The following is a 17811-nucleotide window of genomic DNA, read 5'->3' on the forward strand; positions in this document are numbered from 1 at the left end:
GCACTGAGTGCTCCTTTTTTGTTTGTAGCAATACGTATGGTCAGGTGGTTGGCGTGATATATTTCGTGATGCTCTATCCTTTTTTAGTACGATAACTAGCTGTATTATTCCGGTGTTTGAGCATGAGAGCGTGCGATGTTTTAGTGACTTAAGTTCCTATCTTTATATTGATATTTATAACGTGTTCCTTTGTTAAGTCTCCTTTCGTTCTTAAGCGATGATAATTTGACTATGTAGAGTGAGTTAATCGCTGTATTTACTCAGAAATATTTTCTTGGTTTTTTTATGAACAGTGGTATTTTTGAGGTATTGTGTTTTAGACGGAAGAGTGTGATGAAGGAAAAAATAATTGCTTTAACTTTTTTGGCTGCAGCGGGCCATGGCATCGCTAAACCTAACAAGCAGGTTGAGCACTTAAACTCTTATGCTGTTTTACCCGCAGGTCATAATTTGCCATTTTCAGAGGCGGTACGGGTAAATGATATGGTGTACTTATCTGGTCAAATTGGCATTCAACCCGGGACAACGCAGCTGGTGAAAGGTGGTATTACCGGTGAAAGTAAGCAAACCATGGAAAACATTCAAGCAAGCTTAGAAGCGCATGGTTTATCGATGCAAAATATTGTGAAGTGTACGATTATGCTTGCTGATATAAGTGAGTGGCCTAAATTCAATGCGGTATATACAAAGTACTTTTCAAAACCTTATCCAGCGCGAAGTGCTTTTGCAACCAGTGGGCTAGCATTAGGTGCTCGAGTAGAAGTGGAGTGTATGGCGGCAATACCAAGATAATATCGGCAGTATTAAATGTTCGGCTTGTTCCTCGTTTTGTTTATCTGTTTAACGCTTTGTTAATCTTAGAGTGCATGTTATTTTTGCGTTCCAAGCAATAAATAAGGAGTTGAAGATAATGAAATTTGCTTTTGGTATTGGTTTAATTGCACTGCTTTTAACCGGATGTAAGGTTAATGAAGGTGAGTCTTTTGATAAAGGTGCAGCCCCAGAAGAACGTACAGAATACCAAGGTGTTGAAGGGGTTGTGCAGTCGCAAAAAGATAAAGTTTATTTGATGAATAAAGAGCTAACAGAAAAGTGTAAAAATGCCAAAGTCGATCATGCTGTTGCTATTACAAATAGCGATATAAAGGCACAAGAAGCACAGCAAGAAATTATTAAGTCTACGTGTAGATAATTTAGGTTCCAGGCGCTAAATGTGACAGGCCAAGTTGTTTACTACCCTCAACTTGGCGCGTTGCTTGCTTTTAATTTGTGGTAGAGGAGTATATTTGCCACAATTTAAGGAGAAGACAATGTTATTACATAAAAGCGCCTCAGTTACTCCCACCGAATTCACGCAAGCAAAAGGGCCCAAATCAAAAGAGGGCGAACCTCAAGAGTTTGCTAAAGAAATGACTAGCCACAGTACAGGCTCGGAATTATCTCAATCATTAAGACAAAAAGATCTTTCAGTCTCTCGATTAAATGACAGCTTCTTAGCAAAAGCTCGTCAATCAATGATGTTTAATCGTATCGGGGTGAATGAAGATAAGATCAAAGAAATAGAGTCAAAAATGCAAGAGTTGATGGCAAGGCTTGAGTCTGGTGAAATTGATCAAAAAGAATTTGAAAAGCAAATGTCCGCTTTGCAAGAGATGTTAGCGAAAGAGTATAGACGAGGAGGGGGTGAAGAAGATGAAGAAGGAGTGAAAGTGGAGCACCCTTAAGTGTGAGTGCCCCAATACATTAGCTGTGATAGTTTTCGCACGCTTCCAATGTATTTTCAATTAGGCTCGCCACAGTCATTGGACCGACACCGCCTGGTACTGGTGTAATAAAGCTGGCTTTTTGCTCTGCAACATCGTATTGCACGTCACCAACAAGTTTTCCTGATTCTAAGCGGTTAATACCTACGTCAATAACAATTGCACCTTCTTTTACCCACTCACCAGGAATGAATTCAGGTTTGCCTACCGCAACAACGAGTAGATCGGCGCGGCGAACATGTGACTCAAGATCTTGTGTAAATTTATGACAAACCGTTGTGGTACAGCCTGCAAGCAGTAGCTCTAAGGACATAGGCCTGCCAACAATATTTGAGGCACCAACAACAACGGCATGCATGCCTTTGTAACGAACACCGGTTGAGTCTAGTAAAGTAATAATGCCTTTTGGCGTACAAGGTCTCAGTGCAGGCATTCTTTGTGCAAGTCTTCCTACATTATAAGGGTGAAAGCCATCGACATCTTTATGAGGATGAATACGTTCAAGGATTTTCTCTGCATCAAGTCCTGCAGGTAAAGGAAGTTGCACTAAAATGCCATCAACTTCTGGGTCTGCATTAAGATTATCTACTAAATCAAGTAACTGTGTTTCACTTGCGTCACTTGGCAAGTCGTATGATTTAGAAACAAAGCCGACTTCTTCACATGCCTTGCGCTTTGAGCCAACATATACTTGGCTAGCAGGGTCTTGTCCGACAAGTACTACTGCTAATCCTGGTGCTCTGAGTCCTTGTGATACGCGCTGTTCAACACGTGTTGCGACTGTGCTGCGAACCTGTTTCGCAATTGCTTTGCCATCAATGATGTTTGCCGTCATGGGTGACCTTTATATATAGGGGTTATTAACTTGAACGATTATAGAGCCTAAATGGGGTTACTCTAGTAATAATATGCACAGTGGCTGCTGTAGTTAGCAACGATAACGTCGCTTTTATTTGGCTGGCCTACTGTATTGTCTATATTTTCGCAAACTTGAGCTAATTAGCCAAGCAAGATTGCGTGAATATATGCGTGCATTAATATAAGTCATGGTCAGTGTTGAGTGTTTTTTGTCTTTTTTAGCTGCTTTTTAGTCCTTTTGTGTCAAAAATAGGCAGTTGAACGAATTTATAAAAAAAATGTTTGACCTCAACAACTCAAAACCCTATTATGCACCCCGTTGCCAACGAGGGGTGTTAAACAAAACACTTTAAGTTAAGTAACAAAATCGGCGATTAGCGCAGCTTGGTAGCGCACTTGGTTTGGGTCCAAGGGGTCGCAGGTTCAAATCCTGCATCGCCGACCACTTTCTCCTTGAGAAAGTGGGTGGATAGCACACAAGTGTTGTTTGTGTTGCGCCCGTAGCTCAGCTGGATAGAGCAACGGCCTTCTAAGCCGTGGGTCGAAGGTTCGAATCCTTCCGGGTGCGCCATTTAAATAAAGTCCACAAGTATGTAGTGGCGGCTGTAGCTCAGTTGGTAGAGCCCTGGATTGTGATTCCGGTTGTCGTGGGTTCGAGCCCCATCAGTCGCCCCATCTACTACTCATAAAATACATCGGCGATTAGCGCAGCTTGGTAGCGCACTTGGTTTGGGTCCAAGGGGTCGCAGGTTCAAATCCTGCATCGCCGACCACTTTTCTTAAAATATATATTATCGGCGATTAGCGCAGCTTGGTAGCGCACTTGGTTTGGGTCCAAGGGGTCGCAGGTTCAAATCCTGCATCGCCGACCATCTCCCCTTCTAATTTATCTTATTTTTTTACCTATCTTAATCACTGTTCGTTTTCCTATTATTTATTTGTTCTGATTGCTCGACTCTCCCGTTTTATAGGTTATAATGCCGCGTCTATTGTTTAACATAGTGCCCTGATGGGGCAGGCAGCAAGTTCGATATGTAATTGGTTGTCAGTAAATGCAGCATATGCATTACTTCCGATTGCACGTTAATATCGACTTGTTTGTGAAGGAAGGCGCGTTGCCGCCAAAAATGAAAATTGAGGTATATCATGCAAGTTTCTGTTGAGACGACTCAAGGCCTTGAGCGCCGTCTGACTATCACCGTTCCTGCAGAGAACGTTGAGACTGAAGTAAAAAAACGCTTACAACAACTGTCTAAAACACAACGTATTGACGGTTTCCGTCCTGGTAAAGTACCAGTTTCTGTGATCAACAAGCGCTACGGTGCGGCAGTACGTCAAGAAGTTGCTGGCGACCTTATGCAGCGTAACTACATTGAAGCAATCGTTTCTGAAAAAATTAACCCAGCAGGTGCACCGAGCTTTGCTCCTAAATCACTTGAAGCTGGTAAAGATCTAGAATTTGAAGCGACTTTTGAAGTTTACCCAGAAGTAGAAATTAAAGACCTAGATAAAGTAGCTGTTGAAAAGCCAGTTGTTGAAGTAACTGAAGGTGATCTTGCTAACATGCTTGAGACACTTCGTAAGCAGCACGCTACTTGGACTGAAGTAGATGCAGCTGCAGGCGAAAATGATCGCGTAACTGTTGACTTCCTAGGTACTGTTGACGGTGAAGAGTTTGAAGGCGGTAAAGCTGAAGACTTCCCTCTAGAACTTGGTCAAGGTCGTATGATCCCTGGTTTTGAAGATGGCATCGTAGGTAAAAAAGCAGGCGAAGAAGTGGTTGCTGATGTAACTTTCCCTGAAGAGTACCACGCTGAAAACCTAAAAGGTAAGCCAGCTCAATTCACTATCACTGTGAAGAAAGTTGAAGCTCAAGAGCTGCCTGAGCTAAGCGATGAGTTTGCTACTAAGTTTGGTGTTGCTGAAGGTGGCGTTGACGCACTTAAAGAAGAAGTTAAGAAGAACATGACTCGTGAACTTGACCAAGCTGTTAAAGCTCAGGTTAAAGAGCAAGCGATCAAAGGCCTTTTAGACACAAATGAAGTTGAAGTGCCTAAAGCACTTATCGATCAAGAAATCGATGCACTTCGTCAACAAGCTGCACAGCGTTTTGGCGGCGATGCTAAAAACATGCCTGAGCTTCCAGCTGAGCTTTTCCATGAGCAAGCTGTAACACGTGTTAAGACTGGTCTGCTTCTTGGTGAAGTGATCAAGGCAAACGACATCAAAGTTGATGATGCAAAAGTTGAGTCTCTAATTGAAACTGTTGCTTCTGCATACGAAGATCCTTCAGAAGTAGTTAACTACTACAAAGAAAATGATCAATTAATGCAGCAAATGCGTAATGTTGCAATGGAAGAGCAAGCTGTTGAAGCTGTACTTTCAAGCGCAACGGTTACTGATGTTGAGAAATCTTTCGACGACATCATGAACCCACAGCAAGCTGCAGAGTAAGTTTCTTACCTCGTCTTTGAGGAAAGCATTGACTTACAGCTAAGCTAACGCTTAAATGGCTCGTAATGCTCTGTTAAATGCAGCGCTGCGAGCCTTTTTCGTTATTAGCGATAATAATTTAAGGCCCGTTCAAGTAGCGATGCTTGAATATCGCGGCAAGCCTGCCTCGCATATAAAGGAACCAATAATATGAATGACGGTATGATAGATCCTCTAAACGCCTTAGTGCCTATGGTTGTTGAACAAACAGCAAAAGGCGAGCGCTCTTACGATATTTACTCGCGCCTGTTAAAAGAAAGAATTATTTTCTTAACTGGTCAAGTTGAAGACCATATGGCCAATTTAATTGTGGCGCAGATGCTGTTTTTAGAATCAGAAAGCCCTGATAAAGATATTTTCTTATACATTAACTCACCAGGTGGTTCTGTAACCGCGGGTATGTCAATTTACGACACAATGAACTTTATCAAACCTGATGTGAGCACTGTCTGTGTAGGACAAGCTGCCAGTATGGGCGCATTTTTGCTGTCTGGCGGTGCAAAAGGCAAACGTTACTGTCTGCCAAACTCGCGTGTGATGATCCACCAACCGCTAGGTGGTTTCCAAGGTCAAGCATCTGACTTTGAAATTCATGCCAAAGAAATTCTAACAATTAAAGAGAAATTGAACAGGTTAATGGCTGAGCATACAGGGCAACCTTATGAGGTGCTTGCCAATGATACTGACCGTGATAACTTTATGAATGCACAAGAAGCAGTCGATTACGGTTTGGTTGATGCGGTTCATACGAGCCGATAAAAATTAAAAGCTAAAGAAAGGTGAATAATTACACCTTGAAATAATGAAACTTGGATCTATATCTTAAGGATGTCCAAGTGACTTACTTTAGGTGTAATGCCGCTGCTTTTGACCGAACAGCGACACTTTGCTTTAGCTTAGTTATGCCAACTGAAAGTTTATTTGGTATAGTTAAAGCATGTATTGTGTTATCAAATCAAAAGATAACTCACCAAATTTAAGAGGTAGTTGAATGTCAGACACTCCTACAGACGGCGACAAGAATAGCAAACTCTTGTACTGCTCATTTTGTGGTAAGAGTCAGCACGAAGTACGTAAATTAATTGCTGGTCCATCAGTATACATTTGCGATGAATGCGTCGAACTGTGTAACGACATCATTAGAGAAGAGATCAAGGATATCGCGCCGCAGCATGATGCGTCTGATAAACTGCCGGTGCCTAAAGAGATCCGTAATCACTTAGATGACTATGTTATCGGTCAAGAACATGCAAAGAAAGTATTGTCTGTTGCAGTTTATAACCATTATAAACGTTTAAAAAATCAAGGTATCAAAGCCGATGTAGAGCTTGGTAAAAGTAATATCTTGTTAATCGGCCCTACTGGTAGTGGTAAAACATTACTAGCAGAAACACTGGCTAGATTGCTTGACGTGCCATTTACTATGGCTGATGCAACGACGTTAACTGAAGCGGGTTATGTAGGCGAAGACGTTGAAAACATCATTCAAAAGCTCTTGCAAAAGTGTGATTATGATGTCGAGAAAGCACAACGCGGTATCGTTTATATCGATGAAATAGATAAAATTTCACGTAAGTCTGATAACCCATCTATTACTAGAGACGTCTCGGGTGAAGGTGTTCAGCAAGCGTTACTTAAGCTGATTGAAGGTACTGTGGCATCAGTGCCACCACAAGGTGGTCGTAAGCATCCACAGCAAGAGTTTTTGCAAGTCGATACATCTAAAATCTTATTTATCTGTGGGGGGGCGTTTGCGGGTCTTGATAAAGTTATTGAGCAGCGCAGCCATACTAACACGGGTATTGGTTTTGGTGCAGAAGTGAAAAGTTCTGACAGCGAGCGTACGCTAAGCGAAACATTTAAAGACGTTGAACCTGAGGATTTAGTAAAATATGGCTTAATTCCAGAGTTTATCGGACGTCTACCTGTTGTTGCTACTTTAACTGAACTTGACGAAGACGCGTTGATACAGATTTTAAATGAGCCGAAGAACGCGTTGACAAAACAATACGGTGCCTTGTTTAAAATGGAAGGCGTTGAACTTGAATTCCGTGAAGATGCACTAAAGGCCATTGCACATAAAGCAATGGAGCGTAAAACAGGTGCCCGTGGACTACGCTCGATTGTGGAAGCTGTGCTTTTAGAAACCATGTACGAGTTACCTTCAGTTGAAGATGTTAGCAAGGTTGTTATTGACGAAACCGTTATTAAAGGGGAGTCAGATCCCATTTTAATTTACGAAAATAGTGGCCAAGATAAAGCTGCATCTGAATGATATGTCAGTAAGTTAGAAAAGGAGCCTAGTGCTCCTTTTTTTGTCCAAGAGTTGAACTTTATAGAGGGCATCCCCATATACCTCTGTAATCTTAAAAATAAATGAAGTGCAAAGAGAACATAATGACGCTTGAGAGAACGGATCGAGTCGAAATTCCAGTGTTAGCACTGCGTGATGTAGTGGTTTACCCTCATATGGTGATCCCGCTATTCGTTGGCAGAGAGAAATCTATTAGATGTCTTGAAGCTGCAATGGAAAATGACAAGCAAATTTTTTTAGTGGCTCAAAAAGAAGCCTCCATCGATGATCCAAGTACAGACGATATTTATGATGTTGGTACCGTTGCTACAGTATTACAACTGCTGAAGCTGCCAGATGGCACTGTAAAGGTGCTTGTTGAAGGCACGCAAAGAGCAAGAATCGATGAGTTTTTGGTGACTGATGAATATTTCTTAGCGAATGCGCAATTTATCGCATCTGAGAATATTGCTGAGCAAGAACAAGACATTTTTATTCGCAGTGCAGTGAGTCAGTTTGAAGGGTATGTAAAACTCAATAAAAAAATCCCGCCTGAAGTACTGACCTCTGTATCTGGTATAGATGAAACGGCACGTTTGGCTGATACTATGGCTGCGCATATGCCGATAAAAGTGCCTGAAAAGCAAAAAGTACTTGAGCTATACAACGTCACTGAACGCCTTGAATACTTAATGGCATTGATGGAAGGTGAAATAGACTTACTTCAAGTTGAGAAGAAAATTCGCTCTCGTGTGAAAAAGCAAATGGAAAAGTCACAGCGTGAGTATTACCTCAACGAGCAGATGAAAGCCATTCAAAAAGAGCTTGGCGAACTAGATGATGTGCCTGATGAGTTTGAGACACTCAAAAACCGCATCAGCGAAGCTCAGATGCCAAAAGAAGCAGAAGAAAAAGCTACTTCAGAGTTAAATAAACTTAAAATGATGTCGCCAATGTCGGCTGAGGCCACTGTGGTCCGCTCTTATATTGACACGCTCATCAATGTGCCTTGGAAAAAGCGTTCTAAAGTGAAAAAAGACTTAGCGAATGCACAGAAAATTTTAGACTCGGATCATTATGGCTTAGACAAAGTCAAAGAGCGCATTATTGAGTATTTGGCAGTTCAGCAACGTACCAATAAACTTAAAGGCCCTATTTTGTGTTTAGTTGGTCCTCCTGGTGTTGGTAAAACCAGTCTTGGTCAGTCTATTGCACGCTCTACGGGTCGTAAATATGTGCGTATGGCCTTGGGTGGCGTACGTGATGAAGCTGAAATCCGCGGTCACCGTCGTACGTATATTGGCTCGATGCCGGGTAAATTGATCCAGAGCATGAGTAAGGTGGGTGTTAAAAACCCATTATTCTTACTTGATGAAATCGACAAAATGTCTTCGGATATGCGCGGCGATCCAGCTTCTGCATTATTAGAAGTATTAGACCCTGAGCAAAACAGTAGTTTTGCTGATCATTACCTTGAAGTTGAATACGACTTATCTGACGTGATGTTCGTTGCAACATCCAATAGCTTTAACATCCCAGGTCCACTATTAGACCGTATGGAAGTTATTCGTCTATCTGGTTACACCGAAGATGAAAAGCTGAATATTTCTAAGCAGCACCTAATTCCCAAGCAAATTAAGCGCAATGGCTTAAAAGCGGGTGAAATTGAAATAGAAGACAGCGCTATTATTAATACTATTAGATACTACACACGTGAAGCGGGTGTACGTAATCTAGAGCGTGAAATGTCTAAGTTGTGTCGTAAAGCAGTAAAAACCATTCTGTTAGACAAAGACCAAAAACAGGTTGTGATTAACGCAGACAATTTGGAAAGTTTCCTTGGTGTGCAGCGTTTTGATTACGGTAAAGCAGAAGATGGCGACCGTGTCGGTCAAGTGACTGGCTTAGCATGGACAGAAGTGGGCGGCGATCTACTGACAATTGAAAGTGCAGCTGTGCCAGGTAAAGGCAAGTTATCTTATACGGGATCACTTGGTGATGTGATGCAAGAGTCTATCCAGGCAGCAATGACCGTAGTGAGAAACCGTGCTGATAAGCTGCGCATTAACGATGATTTCTACGAAAAGCGTGATATCCATGTGCACGTGCCTGAGGGGGCGACACCAAAAGATGGTCCAAGTGCCGGTATTGCGATGGTCACAGGTTTAGTTTCAAGTCTCACTGGCAACCCAGTAAGAAGTGATGTAGCTATGACTGGTGAGATCACTTTACGTGGTGAAGTATTGCCAATTGGCGGTTTGAAAGAAAAACTATTGGCTGCGCATCGTGGTGGTATTAAGACGGTGGTCATTCCTAAAAAGAATGAACGCGACTTAAAAGAGATCCCTGATAATGTTTTAGAAGGGCTCGAAATCCACCCAGTTACTTGGATTGAAGACGTTTTATCAATTGCACTTGCTCAACCAGTGGACAGTTTTTCTGTTGAAACGCAAAAAACTGCTGTGAAAGCTTAAAAAAGTCGATAAAAAGGGTTTTCAAATCCCGTTGGTGTGCTAAGTTAAGCACTGGATTTAGGCCTAGGGCACGGGAAGCCCCGTAGTTTCTAGGCTGTAATACATTTAAGCAATAGAGAATCGAAAGATTTTTCGTAGTTAACAACAAAAGTGATGTTAGTTTTAAAACACCATCGCTCTTGATAATAACAATGTAAGAGGATGATATTGTGAATAAATCTCAATTAATCGATCAAATCGCAGCTGATGCTGATATTTCTAAGGCCGCTGCTGGTCGTGCACTGGATTCATTCATTGAGTCAGTAACCGCTGCGCTAAAAGAAGGCGACTCAGTTGCTCTTGTAGGCTTTGGTACTTTTTCTGTTCGTGAACGCGCTGCACGCACAGGCCGCAACCCTCAAACGGGTGCTGCAATTGATATTGCTGCTGCTAACATCCCTGCTTTTAAAGCTGGTAAAGCTCTAAAAGACGCGGTTAACTAAGATAGAGCTTATATTTTACACTTACACTATTGTTAAGTAGATGTAATTGGACGCATAAGCTTCAGAATAAAAAGCGTATCTGGTAAGATACGCTTTTTTTACATGAGCTAACTGATGCAAAGTACCTTGGTGCTTTGACTTAGATAAGAGATAGAACAAATGCTTGAAAAGATTAGAGAGGGCTCTCAGGGCCTTGCTGCCAAGATCGTTCTTGGTGCGGTTATCTTGTCTTTTGCGCTGGCAGGGATCGGTGGTTACCTAGGTCAAACCACAGAGCAACCAGTTGCAGAAGTCAATGGTGTTAAAATTTCGCAATTAGACTTTGCGAGAGCGTTCGAAAACGAGCGTGGTAGATTAGAGCAGCAGTTTGGAGAATACTTCGAACAAATCGCTTCTGATCCAACATATATGGCGCAGATCCGCCAAGGCGTGGTTGACCGCTTAGTACAGCAAGAATTACAAAATCAGCTTGCAATTGAACTTGGGCTTCGTGTTAGTGACGCACAAATCAAGCAAGCGATATTCGATATGCCTTACTTCCAGATCGGTGGTCAATTTAGTAACGACCGTTACTTACAGTTGATCAGACAGATGAATTTCCAACCTGATGACTTCCGTGAGTACCTTCGTGAAGAAATGACGCGTGATCAGCTCGTTTCAGCGATTGCAGGATCTGACTTTGCACTTGATAGCGAAGTAAAGCAAACCTTGATTCTACAGCAGCAGACAAGAGACGTAGATTATATCGTCTTAGACAAAGAGAAACTTAAGTCACAAGTCACTGTAACAGAGTCAGAGATCAAAGATTACTACGACTTAAACCAAGACCAATTCATGTCACCTGAACAGGTTGCACTGAATTATATTGAGCTAAAAGCATCAGATATGGAGCTGGTTGACCCTGTGACAGATGAGCAAGTACGAGCTTACTACGATGAAAACCAAGCTCAGTACTTAGAAGAAGAGAGACGCCGTGTTTCACATATTCTAGTTGAAGGCATCGAGGATGCAGAGGCTGCAAAAGCAAAAGCACAAGATTTATACTCGCAACTACAGAGCGGTGCTGATTTCGCGGAACTTGCTCAAGAGCATTCAGATGACGTAGCCAGTGGCGAATTAGGTGGTGACCTAGATTGGATCGAGCGCGATATGATGGACCCCGAGTTTGAAGCTGCTGCATTTGCACTAGCAAATGTGGGTGATTACTCAGAAGTGGTTGAGTCTGAATTCGGTTTTCATATTATCCAATTAACAGATCTTCAAGCACAGGAAGTAACAGCATTTGAAGAAATGGCTGCAGAGCTGCGTGCTGAGCTGGAGCAAAATGCAAAAATTGATGCATTCTATGGTAAGCAAGAAGAAGTACGTGAGTTGGCATTTGAAGTGGCAGATACGCTTGATGATGCAGCAGTTGCAGCAAATCTTGAAGTTAAAACGACTGAGTTGGTTGCACGTAACTTACTTCCAGCACCTCTAAATCAGCCAGCTGTTTCTCGTGTTATTTTTACACCAGAGCTGCTTGAAGACGGCGTAAACTCAGAAGTTATAGAAGTTGCACCTGAACACGTTGTTGTTGTTCGTGTGGTTGAGCACAGGCCTGCTGCTGTTAAGTCACTTGAAGAAGTAACAGAGCAAATTACAGCGCGTTTAGAAAATGATAAAGCATCTGAGCTAGCAAAAGACAAAGCACATACGTTGTTTGCACAGTTAGAGGAAGGTCAATCTCTTTCTGATATTGCTGCGTCAGAGTCGCTTGAAGTGAAATCAGAGGCTGCCCTTGCGCGTCAAACTTATGCTGTTTCACCAGCGCTTGTTAGTAAAGCATTTAAAATGCCTCACCCGGATGAAGGCGCTTCGTCTAAAGCAATGGTTGAGCTGAATAACGGTGATGCTGCATTACTAGTAGTTAAAGCGGTTAACCTTGCAGAAGTCACTGATGAGCTTGAACCTCAGCAGAAACAAAGCGTGACGCGTGCGCAGGTGAATAAAAACTACCTTGCGTTACTAAGTGCGTTAGAAGGTACTGCTGAAATTGTAAAGCCAAGCTCTTTTGAAGTCACAGAAGAAAATTAAGATTTTACTTTTGAGATATAAAAAACCACCTTTTGGTGGTTTTTTTATATCTATCGCTATGGCGGTTTTACTTATACAGCAAGTAGCTTTTTCATTTCCTTAGACTGTGGACGCTTAAAGATGGTATCGCAGCAACCATACTCCACGGCCTCGCCATTATTTAGTACCAGTAATTTATCACTCATATGCTTTACTAAACTTAGATGGTGAGTGATTAATACATAGGTTAAATCTGTTTCTTCTTGAAGCTTTAATAACAGGTTTACAATTTGCGCTCGGACAGAGGGGTCTAGTGATGATAATGCTTCATCTAACACAACGACTTTTGGGTCTAAAATGAGGGCTCTGGCAAGCGCAACGCGCTGCAGCTGACCGCCGCTAAACATATGTGGGTAATATTCATAGTGCTCTGAGAGCAGCCCTACACGGGATAAAGTGAGTTCAATCTTTTTGTCTCGTTGTGTCTGGGTGAGCTTGGTATTAAAGCGCAAGCAATCATCCAGCATTTCACCAATAGTGAGACCCGGGTTGAGAGAACGAGTCGGGTCTTGGAAAATAAGTCGAATATGATGGCATTCCCGTTTTGATGCGCCATCGTCGACAATCATATCTCCGTTTAATAGGATCTGCCCAGAGTCAGCCTCTTCTGCGCCCGCCAGTACCTTGGCAAGGGTACTTTTACCTGAGCCCGTTTCACCAATGACAGCCAATGTTTGTCCAGGTAATACCGCAAATGAAATATTCTTTAAGACTTTTACTTTATCTCGTTTAAAAATACCTGAACGAGTTTTAAACGTTTTGCTAAGTGCTTGTACTTTTAGCACGGGTTGCATTTTTTCTTCTCTCTATTGAGTGGAAAGTGACATGCATAAGAGTGTCCATGTGATTTCACTAGCACAGGGGTTGCCACACATTCTCTTTGTGCTTGTGGACAACGAGGCCCTAACCTGCACCCTATAGGTAGATGTTGCAAAGGAGGGATTGTGCCTTTTAGTGCGTAAAAGGGAGCTTTGTGTCCTAGTCCATGTGCATAATCAGGGAGTGATTTTACCAGCGCCTGGGTATAGGGGTGGTAAGGGTCGGTAAACACTTTTTTTGTCGGTCCGGCTTCCACCATTTGCCCACAGTACAGAACATGAATAGCATGAGACCATTGTGTGATTTCTTCTAATTCGTGGGAAATCATTAATATAGACATGTTTTTAAGTTGATTCAGACTTTTTAGCAGCCTAAATACTTGTGCGCGCGTGGTACTTTCAAGTGCAGTAGTTGGTTCATCTGCGATAAGCAATTGAGGGTTTCTAGCAATGGCCATGGCTATCATGACTTTTTGACACACACCTTCTGATAATTCATGAGGGTAACTACTAGATATTCGCTCATCATCTCGAATACCAACTTTGTGTAATAAGGCTTTAACTTTAACTTTGCGCTCTTTTTTACGACCAAAAAAGCCTGCTTTGAAACACTCATCGGGCAGCGACTCGGCGACCTGTTCAAAGATTTTAGCGGTCGGATCTAGACTTCTTCTAGGCTCTTGATAAATCATTGCCATATCTCGGCCAACAACTTTGCGTCGCTTTTCAGGGCTTAAGCGCATTAAGTCAACGCCACGCCAGTGCATTCGGTCAGCTGTGATCCGCCAGCGTTCGTTGAGGACACCGACAATTGCTTTTGCAATTAAGCTTTTCCCTGAACCCGACTCACCGACAAGTGCATGCACCTCACCTTCTTTAAGGCTCAGGTTAACCTTGTCTACAGCACGAATGACTCCATCTTCAGTAGGCAGCTCTATCGTGAGGTTTTTAATATCAAGTAGTTGCATTAGGTTGCCTTTCTTGCTTGGAGTGCTTTTCTTAGCCCATCACCTACAAGATTAGTGGCTAATACTGATAAAAACAATAGCGCACCAGGCAGGCCAACAGTCCATGGCGCGAGGTAAATAAGCCCTAAATTTTCAGCCAACATGGCGCCCCATTCAGTCGTTGGCGGTTGGGCGCCTAGCTTCAAAAAACCCAGTGCTGCGATATCCAAAATAGCAGTTGATAATGCCAAAGTGAAAATCACCACGATATGTTCGTAAATATTTGGAAATACTCCTCTAAATAAAATTTGACCTCGGCTGGCACCATCTAGCCTATATGCGCCGATATAATCTTTATTTAGCTCCTCAACGACGAGGTTTCTAATAGAGTGAATATGCTGTGGTAGCAGCGCTAGAATAATAGCCCATACCGTATTGAGTAAGCCTGGTCCCAAGATGGCGATGATAATTATTGCGAGTAGTAGTGAAGGAATGGCGAGCGTAATATCAAGTAAGTGGTTTAATATACTCGATTTAAACCCTTTATTGATCCCAGCTAAAGTACCTAGTATAACCCCAAATATCGTTGTAACTAGCGCCGCAACAATGGACAATCCAAACGTATAAGTTGCGCCATTCATCAGCCGTGAAAGGACATCACGCCCTAAATCATCCGTACCTAAAATAAAATGTACATCTCCGTCATCGTGCCATGATGGAGGTAAAAGCAGCGCATTACTGTGCTGTTGATCTATACCATAAGGTGCTAGTAACGGCGCTGTTGTAGCTAACAAGGTTAAACCAATAAACATCCATAATCCGAGCAAGGCAAGATGATTAGCTTTGAAATTTCTCCACAGCCTTGAGAGTGGTGAGCGGTTTGACTCTTCACTGTATAAGCTAAACTTTGCCATGAGATTGGTTCCTAGATACAGGGTCGAGTAAGGAATGGGTTAAATCAGCGAGCATATTGGCAAAAATAACGAACATGGAGACTGCGAGTAAACCGCCCTGAATTGCAGGGTAATCGCGTTGATAAATACTGTCTATCAACCAACGTCCAACACCGGGCCAAGAAAAAATGACTTCGGTCACCATAGCGAGCGTAATGAGCGTACTAAATTGCAAACCAATCTGTTTAATAACAGGTAAGAGCGCATTACGTAGCGCATGATCTAATATAATTTGTCTGCGGTTCAGCCCTTTTGCTCTGGCTGTCTTTATATAATTTTGTTCTAGTACATTGAGCATCGAGTCTCTGGTAAACCTGGTCAGTACAGTTGTAGGATACATCGCTAGTACGACTGTTGGTAATGCAAGGTGATGAAGTGCATCAAGAAAAGCCTGTCCGCCGTATGGAAAGCCAAGTAACCAGATATCTAATAGAATAAAATTAGTAACGGCTGGAATTTCATATAGTAAGCCAATGCGACCCGACATTGGGAACCAGCCAAAACCAAGACAAAATACCATGATGAGCAATAGCGCCAGCCAAAACACAGGGATAGAAAAGCCAAGCAGTGTGAGTGTACTAATAACTTTGTCCGGCCATTTTTTATGATAAGCGCTGGTAATGATCCCTGCTGGAATCCCAAGTAAAATGGCGACTACCAAAGCATAAAAGCATAATTCTAGTGTTGCAGGCAGCAGCAGTGCAACATGTGAAGCGACAGTTTGCCCTGAAGAAAGTGATACTCCCCAGTCACCTTGAAATAAGCGGCTAACAAAAGCGCCATACTGCACAAGGACATTGTCATCAATATGATATTTCTCTTCAAGCATTTGTGATTGACTAAAACTGGTATTGACTTGGCCACTAAAATTGGTGAGCAGATCACCTGGAAACAAATAGTTCAAGCTAAATGTAAACGCAGTAAGCGCAAACAGCATAAAGAGTAATAGGCTTAAACGTCTGAAAAGATAATCCAACATTATTTAACTTCCTTTCTGACATTGGCTAGTGAAACACCGCCGAAAGGCCTTAACTCAGCACCTGCGATTTCAGCACTACGCGCCTGAAATCTAACCCCATGGGCAATTGGGACTAATGGGAGCTCTTCTATTAACATTTCTTGAGCTTGCTGATAATAAAATTTACGCATTTTGAGGTCGTTGGTATCTAACGCTTGAGTTAATAAAAGGTCGAATTCGGGGTTACACCAGTTGGCTGGGTTCTTACCCGTAAATGTGGCTGTACAGCTCAATAGTGGGCTAAAAAAGTTGTCAGGATCTGGCGTATCAGCAGCCCATCCTAATAAAACGCTGTCATGTTCATGTTGACCAATCCGTTCAATAAATGTATTCCACTCATACTCAACAATACGTGTTCTGATCCCGATTTGGCGAAGATCGCTTTGAATGAGCTCGGCCATTTTTCGTGCATTGGGGTTATATATACGCGATACAGGCATGGCCCAGAGTGTCATTTCGAACCCATCAGGGTAACCCGCTTCCGATAAATATTGTTTAGCTACTTTTGGGTTGTAATAAGGCATCGCTTGTTCAGTAAACGCCCATGAAGAGGGAGGAAGAATAGACTGTGCAGCAATACCATTCCCATAAAAAACGGCCTGCATGATTTTATCAAAGTCGATACTGTGCGCGAGCGCTTTTCTAACCAGCACATTATCAAAAGGCGGCTTTTCAGTATTAAATGCCCAGTAACCCACATTTAAGTTTACGGCCTGATCAACCACAATATCTTGCCTTTGAGATAATGCTTCTAGCTGTGTTGCACTTGGATGCGAGGTAATATCACATTCTTTGGTGAGCATTTTGGCTATGCGTGTTGTATTGTTAGTGGTGATGTCATAAACCAGCTGATCGACGGCATAATCGTGTTTCCAATAGCCGTCGTGTTTGTGGAAGCGTACCAAGTTATCTCTTAAAAAGTGCTTATATTTATACGGACCTGTCCCAATAGGTAAGGAATCAAATAAATGCTTCTTGTCTTGGGATGCCCGCAACATTGCATACTCTTCAGATAAGATCACGGCAAAATCAGTGGCAATATTCGATAGTAGGCTACTTTCAGCACTGAAGAGCTCAAACCGGACACTATAATCATCTACTTTGACAATTTTTCTGATCAACTGGTCCATCCCCACACTTTGAAAGTAAGGGTAATTGGCATCTTGCACAAAGTGATAAGGGTTGTAGACGTCAAATAGGCGACTGAAAGAGAAGATCACATCGTCCGCATTCATGGTACGAGTGGGAGTAAAATAATCAGTGCTGTGAAATTGTACGTCTTTTCTAAGTTTGAAAGTAATTTTTTTACCGTCATCGCTGATCAACCACTCTGTTGCCAATTCAGGCTTAAATTCTGCTGTGACAGGGTCGATACTGATTAAAGAGTTATATAGTTGGTTAGCGATGATATCTATGGTTGAGCCAGTTGTTGTGACTTGTGGGTTAAAGGAGACTGGATTTGCTTCAGCGCAATAGACGATGCCTTGGGTTTTATTTGTCTGTTTCGCATCCGGCACGTCTCCACACGCAGATACAAACATGGTTGTAGCTGCGGCAAAAACGGCCTCTTTATATTTTTGACAGATATGTAAAAGGTCAG

15 protein-coding genes and 5 tRNA genes are annotated in these 17811 nt (G+C 42.4%); 14 read left to right on the top strand and 6 right to left on the bottom strand.

From position 1 onward, the window contains the following. Nucleotides 1-333: 333 nt before the first annotated feature. From L1077_RS01290 to L1077_RS01300, 3 genes are all read left to right on the top strand, one after another. A complete protein-coding gene (locus L1077_RS01290) occupies nt 334-792 on the top strand; it encodes a RidA family protein (RefSeq protein ID WP_237135270.1) in 459 nt (152 codons plus the stop codon). Between the two features lie 118 nt (nt 793-910). Further along, on the top strand, nt 911-1192 hold the full coding sequence (locus tag L1077_RS01295) for a hypothetical protein (RefSeq protein ID WP_237135271.1): 282 nt from the start codon (nt 911-913) through the stop codon (nt 1190-1192). Nucleotides 1193-1310: 118 nt separating this feature from the next. Further along, the gene (locus L1077_RS01300) at nt 1311-1724 is read left to right on the top strand and encodes a hypothetical protein (RefSeq protein WP_237135272.1); all 414 of its coding nucleotides are present in this window, start codon (nt 1311-1313) and stop codon (nt 1722-1724) included. Between the two features lie 19 nt (nt 1725-1743). Here the strand turns inward: L1077_RS01300 and folD are convergent, their stop codons facing one another. After that, the gene (gene folD, locus L1077_RS01305) at nt 1744-2598 is read right to left on the bottom strand and encodes a bifunctional methylenetetrahydrofolate dehydrogenase/methenyltetrahydrofolate cyclohydrolase FolD (RefSeq protein WP_237135273.1); all 855 of its coding nucleotides are present in this window, start codon (nt 2596-2598) and stop codon (nt 1744-1746) included. Nucleotides 2599-2989: 391 nt separating this feature from the next. Between folD and L1077_RS01310 the strand changes: the two genes are divergently transcribed. From L1077_RS01310 to L1077_RS01360, 11 genes are all read left to right on the top strand, one after another. Continuing rightward, nucleotides 2990-3066 (top strand) — tRNA-Pro (locus L1077_RS01310). Between the two features lie 49 nt (nt 3067-3115). After that, nucleotides 3116-3192, top strand: a tRNA-Arg gene (locus L1077_RS01315). A 28-nt stretch (nt 3193-3220) separates the two neighbouring features. Then, a tRNA-His gene (locus L1077_RS01320) sits at nt 3221-3296 on the top strand. 21 nt (nt 3297-3317) lie between these two features. Then, nucleotides 3318-3394, top strand: a tRNA-Pro gene (locus L1077_RS01325). Between the two features lie 22 nt (nt 3395-3416). After that, a tRNA-Pro gene (locus tag L1077_RS01330) sits at nt 3417-3493 on the top strand. Nucleotides 3494-3767: 274 nt separating this feature from the next. Then, a complete protein-coding gene (gene tig / locus L1077_RS01335) occupies nt 3768-5075 on the top strand; it encodes a trigger factor (RefSeq protein ID WP_237135274.1) in 1308 nt (435 codons plus the stop codon). Between the two features lie 189 nt (nt 5076-5264). After that, complete coding sequence (gene clpP, locus L1077_RS01340) at nt 5265-5873, top strand: ATP-dependent Clp endopeptidase proteolytic subunit ClpP (RefSeq protein WP_063360399.1); 609 nt, start codon at nt 5265-5267, stop codon at nt 5871-5873. A gap of 232 nt (nt 5874-6105) precedes the next feature. Beyond that, nucleotides 6106-7389 carry an ATP-dependent protease ATP-binding subunit ClpX gene (clpX, locus tag L1077_RS01345; protein WP_237135275.1) on the top strand — a complete coding sequence of 428 codons (1284 nt, stop codon included), beginning with the start codon at nt 6106-6108 and terminating at the stop codon, nt 7387-7389. A 122-nt stretch (nt 7390-7511) separates the two neighbouring features. After that, nucleotides 7512-9881 carry an endopeptidase La gene (lon, locus tag L1077_RS01350; protein ID WP_237135276.1) on the top strand — a complete coding sequence of 790 codons (2370 nt, stop codon included), beginning with the start codon at nt 7512-7514 and terminating at the stop codon, nt 9879-9881. Nucleotides 9882-10090: 209 nt separating this feature from the next. Then, nucleotides 10091-10363: a nucleoid-associated protein HU-beta gene (gene hupB, locus L1077_RS01355; protein WP_039608493.1), complete on the top strand. Its 273-nt coding sequence runs from the start codon at nt 10091-10093 to the stop codon at nt 10361-10363. Between the two features lie 159 nt (nt 10364-10522). Further along, the gene (locus L1077_RS01360; RefSeq protein WP_237135277.1) at nt 10523-12436 is read left to right on the top strand and encodes a SurA N-terminal domain-containing protein; all 1914 of its coding nucleotides are present in this window, start codon (nt 10523-10525) and stop codon (nt 12434-12436) included. Nucleotides 12437-12507: 71 nt separating this feature from the next. On the opposite strand, the gene L1077_RS01365 is transcribed toward L1077_RS01360, so the two are convergent. The 5 genes from L1077_RS01365 to L1077_RS01385 are packed head-to-tail and all read right to left on the bottom strand — an operon-like array spanning nt 12508 to nt 17752. Continuing rightward, nucleotides 12508-13269 (bottom strand): ATP-binding cassette domain-containing protein, encoded by a 762-nt coding sequence (locus L1077_RS01365; protein ID WP_237135278.1) that lies wholly within the window; start codon nt 13267-13269, stop codon nt 12508-12510. Further along, nucleotides 13254-14261: a peptide ABC transporter ATP-binding protein gene (locus L1077_RS01370; protein WP_237135279.1), complete on the bottom strand. Its 1008-nt coding sequence runs from the start codon at nt 14259-14261 to the stop codon at nt 13254-13256. Before L1077_RS01370 ends, L1077_RS01365 begins: the two co-directional genes overlap by 16 nt. Then, a complete protein-coding gene (locus L1077_RS01375) occupies nt 14261-15154 on the bottom strand; it encodes an ABC transporter permease subunit (RefSeq protein WP_237135280.1) in 894 nt (297 codons plus the stop codon). Before L1077_RS01375 ends, L1077_RS01370 begins: the two co-directional genes overlap by 1 nt. Then, nucleotides 15141-16175, bottom strand: a complete 1035-nt coding sequence (locus L1077_RS01380; RefSeq protein WP_237135501.1) for an ABC transporter permease — start codon at nt 16173-16175, stop codon at nt 15141-15143. Before L1077_RS01380 ends, L1077_RS01375 begins: the two co-directional genes overlap by 14 nt. Continuing rightward, entirely contained in the window at nt 16172-17752 is a 1581-nt protein-coding gene (locus L1077_RS01385) for an ABC transporter substrate-binding protein (protein WP_237135502.1), read from the bottom strand. The genes L1077_RS01380 and L1077_RS01385 overlap by 4 nt, the downstream gene beginning before the upstream one ends. Nucleotides 17753-17811 lie beyond the last annotated feature (59 nt).

This window comes from Pseudoalteromonas luteoviolacea (assembly GCF_021654285.1).
Lineage (GTDB): Bacteria > Pseudomonadota > Gammaproteobacteria > Enterobacterales > Alteromonadaceae > Pseudoalteromonas > Pseudoalteromonas luteoviolacea_J.

What these genes read in the sequence shown, in the direction of transcription:
- L1077_RS01385 (WP_237135502.1), bottom strand. Translation starts at nt 17,752, where the DNA reads ATGTTTGTATCTGCGTGTGGAGACGTGCCGGATGCGAAACAGACAAAT.
- lon (WP_237135276.1), top strand. Translation starts at nt 7,512, where the DNA reads ATGACGCTTGAGAGAACGGATCGAGTCGAAATTCCAGTGTTAGCACTG.
- L1077_RS01360 (WP_237135277.1), top strand. Translation starts at nt 10,523, where the DNA reads ATGCTTGAAAAGATTAGAGAGGGCTCTCAGGGCCTTGCTGCCAAGATC.
- L1077_RS01370 (WP_237135279.1), bottom strand. Translation starts at nt 14,261, where the DNA reads ATGCAACTACTTGATATTAAAAACCTCACGATAGAGCTGCCTACTGAA.
- L1077_RS01300 (WP_237135272.1), top strand. Translation starts at nt 1,311, where the DNA reads ATGTTATTACATAAAAGCGCCTCAGTTACTCCCACCGAATTCACGCAA.
- clpP (WP_063360399.1), top strand. Translation starts at nt 5,265, where the DNA reads ATGAATGACGGTATGATAGATCCTCTAAACGCCTTAGTGCCTATGGTT.
- clpX (WP_237135275.1), top strand. Translation starts at nt 6,106, where the DNA reads ATGTCAGACACTCCTACAGACGGCGACAAGAATAGCAAACTCTTGTAC.
- L1077_RS01375 (WP_237135280.1), bottom strand. Translation starts at nt 15,154, where the DNA reads ATGGCAAAGTTTAGCTTATACAGTGAAGAGTCAAACCGCTCACCACTC.
- L1077_RS01295 (WP_237135271.1), top strand. Translation starts at nt 911, where the DNA reads ATGAAATTTGCTTTTGGTATTGGTTTAATTGCACTGCTTTTAACCGGA.
- L1077_RS01290 (WP_237135270.1), top strand. Translation starts at nt 334, where the DNA reads ATGAAGGAAAAAATAATTGCTTTAACTTTTTTGGCTGCAGCGGGCCAT.
- L1077_RS01365 (WP_237135278.1), bottom strand. Translation starts at nt 13,269, where the DNA reads ATGCAACCCGTGCTAAAAGTACAAGCACTTAGCAAAACGTTTAAAACT.
- folD (WP_237135273.1), bottom strand. Translation starts at nt 2,598, where the DNA reads ATGACGGCAAACATCATTGATGGCAAAGCAATTGCGAAACAGGTTCGC.
- tig (WP_237135274.1), top strand. Translation starts at nt 3,768, where the DNA reads ATGCAAGTTTCTGTTGAGACGACTCAAGGCCTTGAGCGCCGTCTGACT.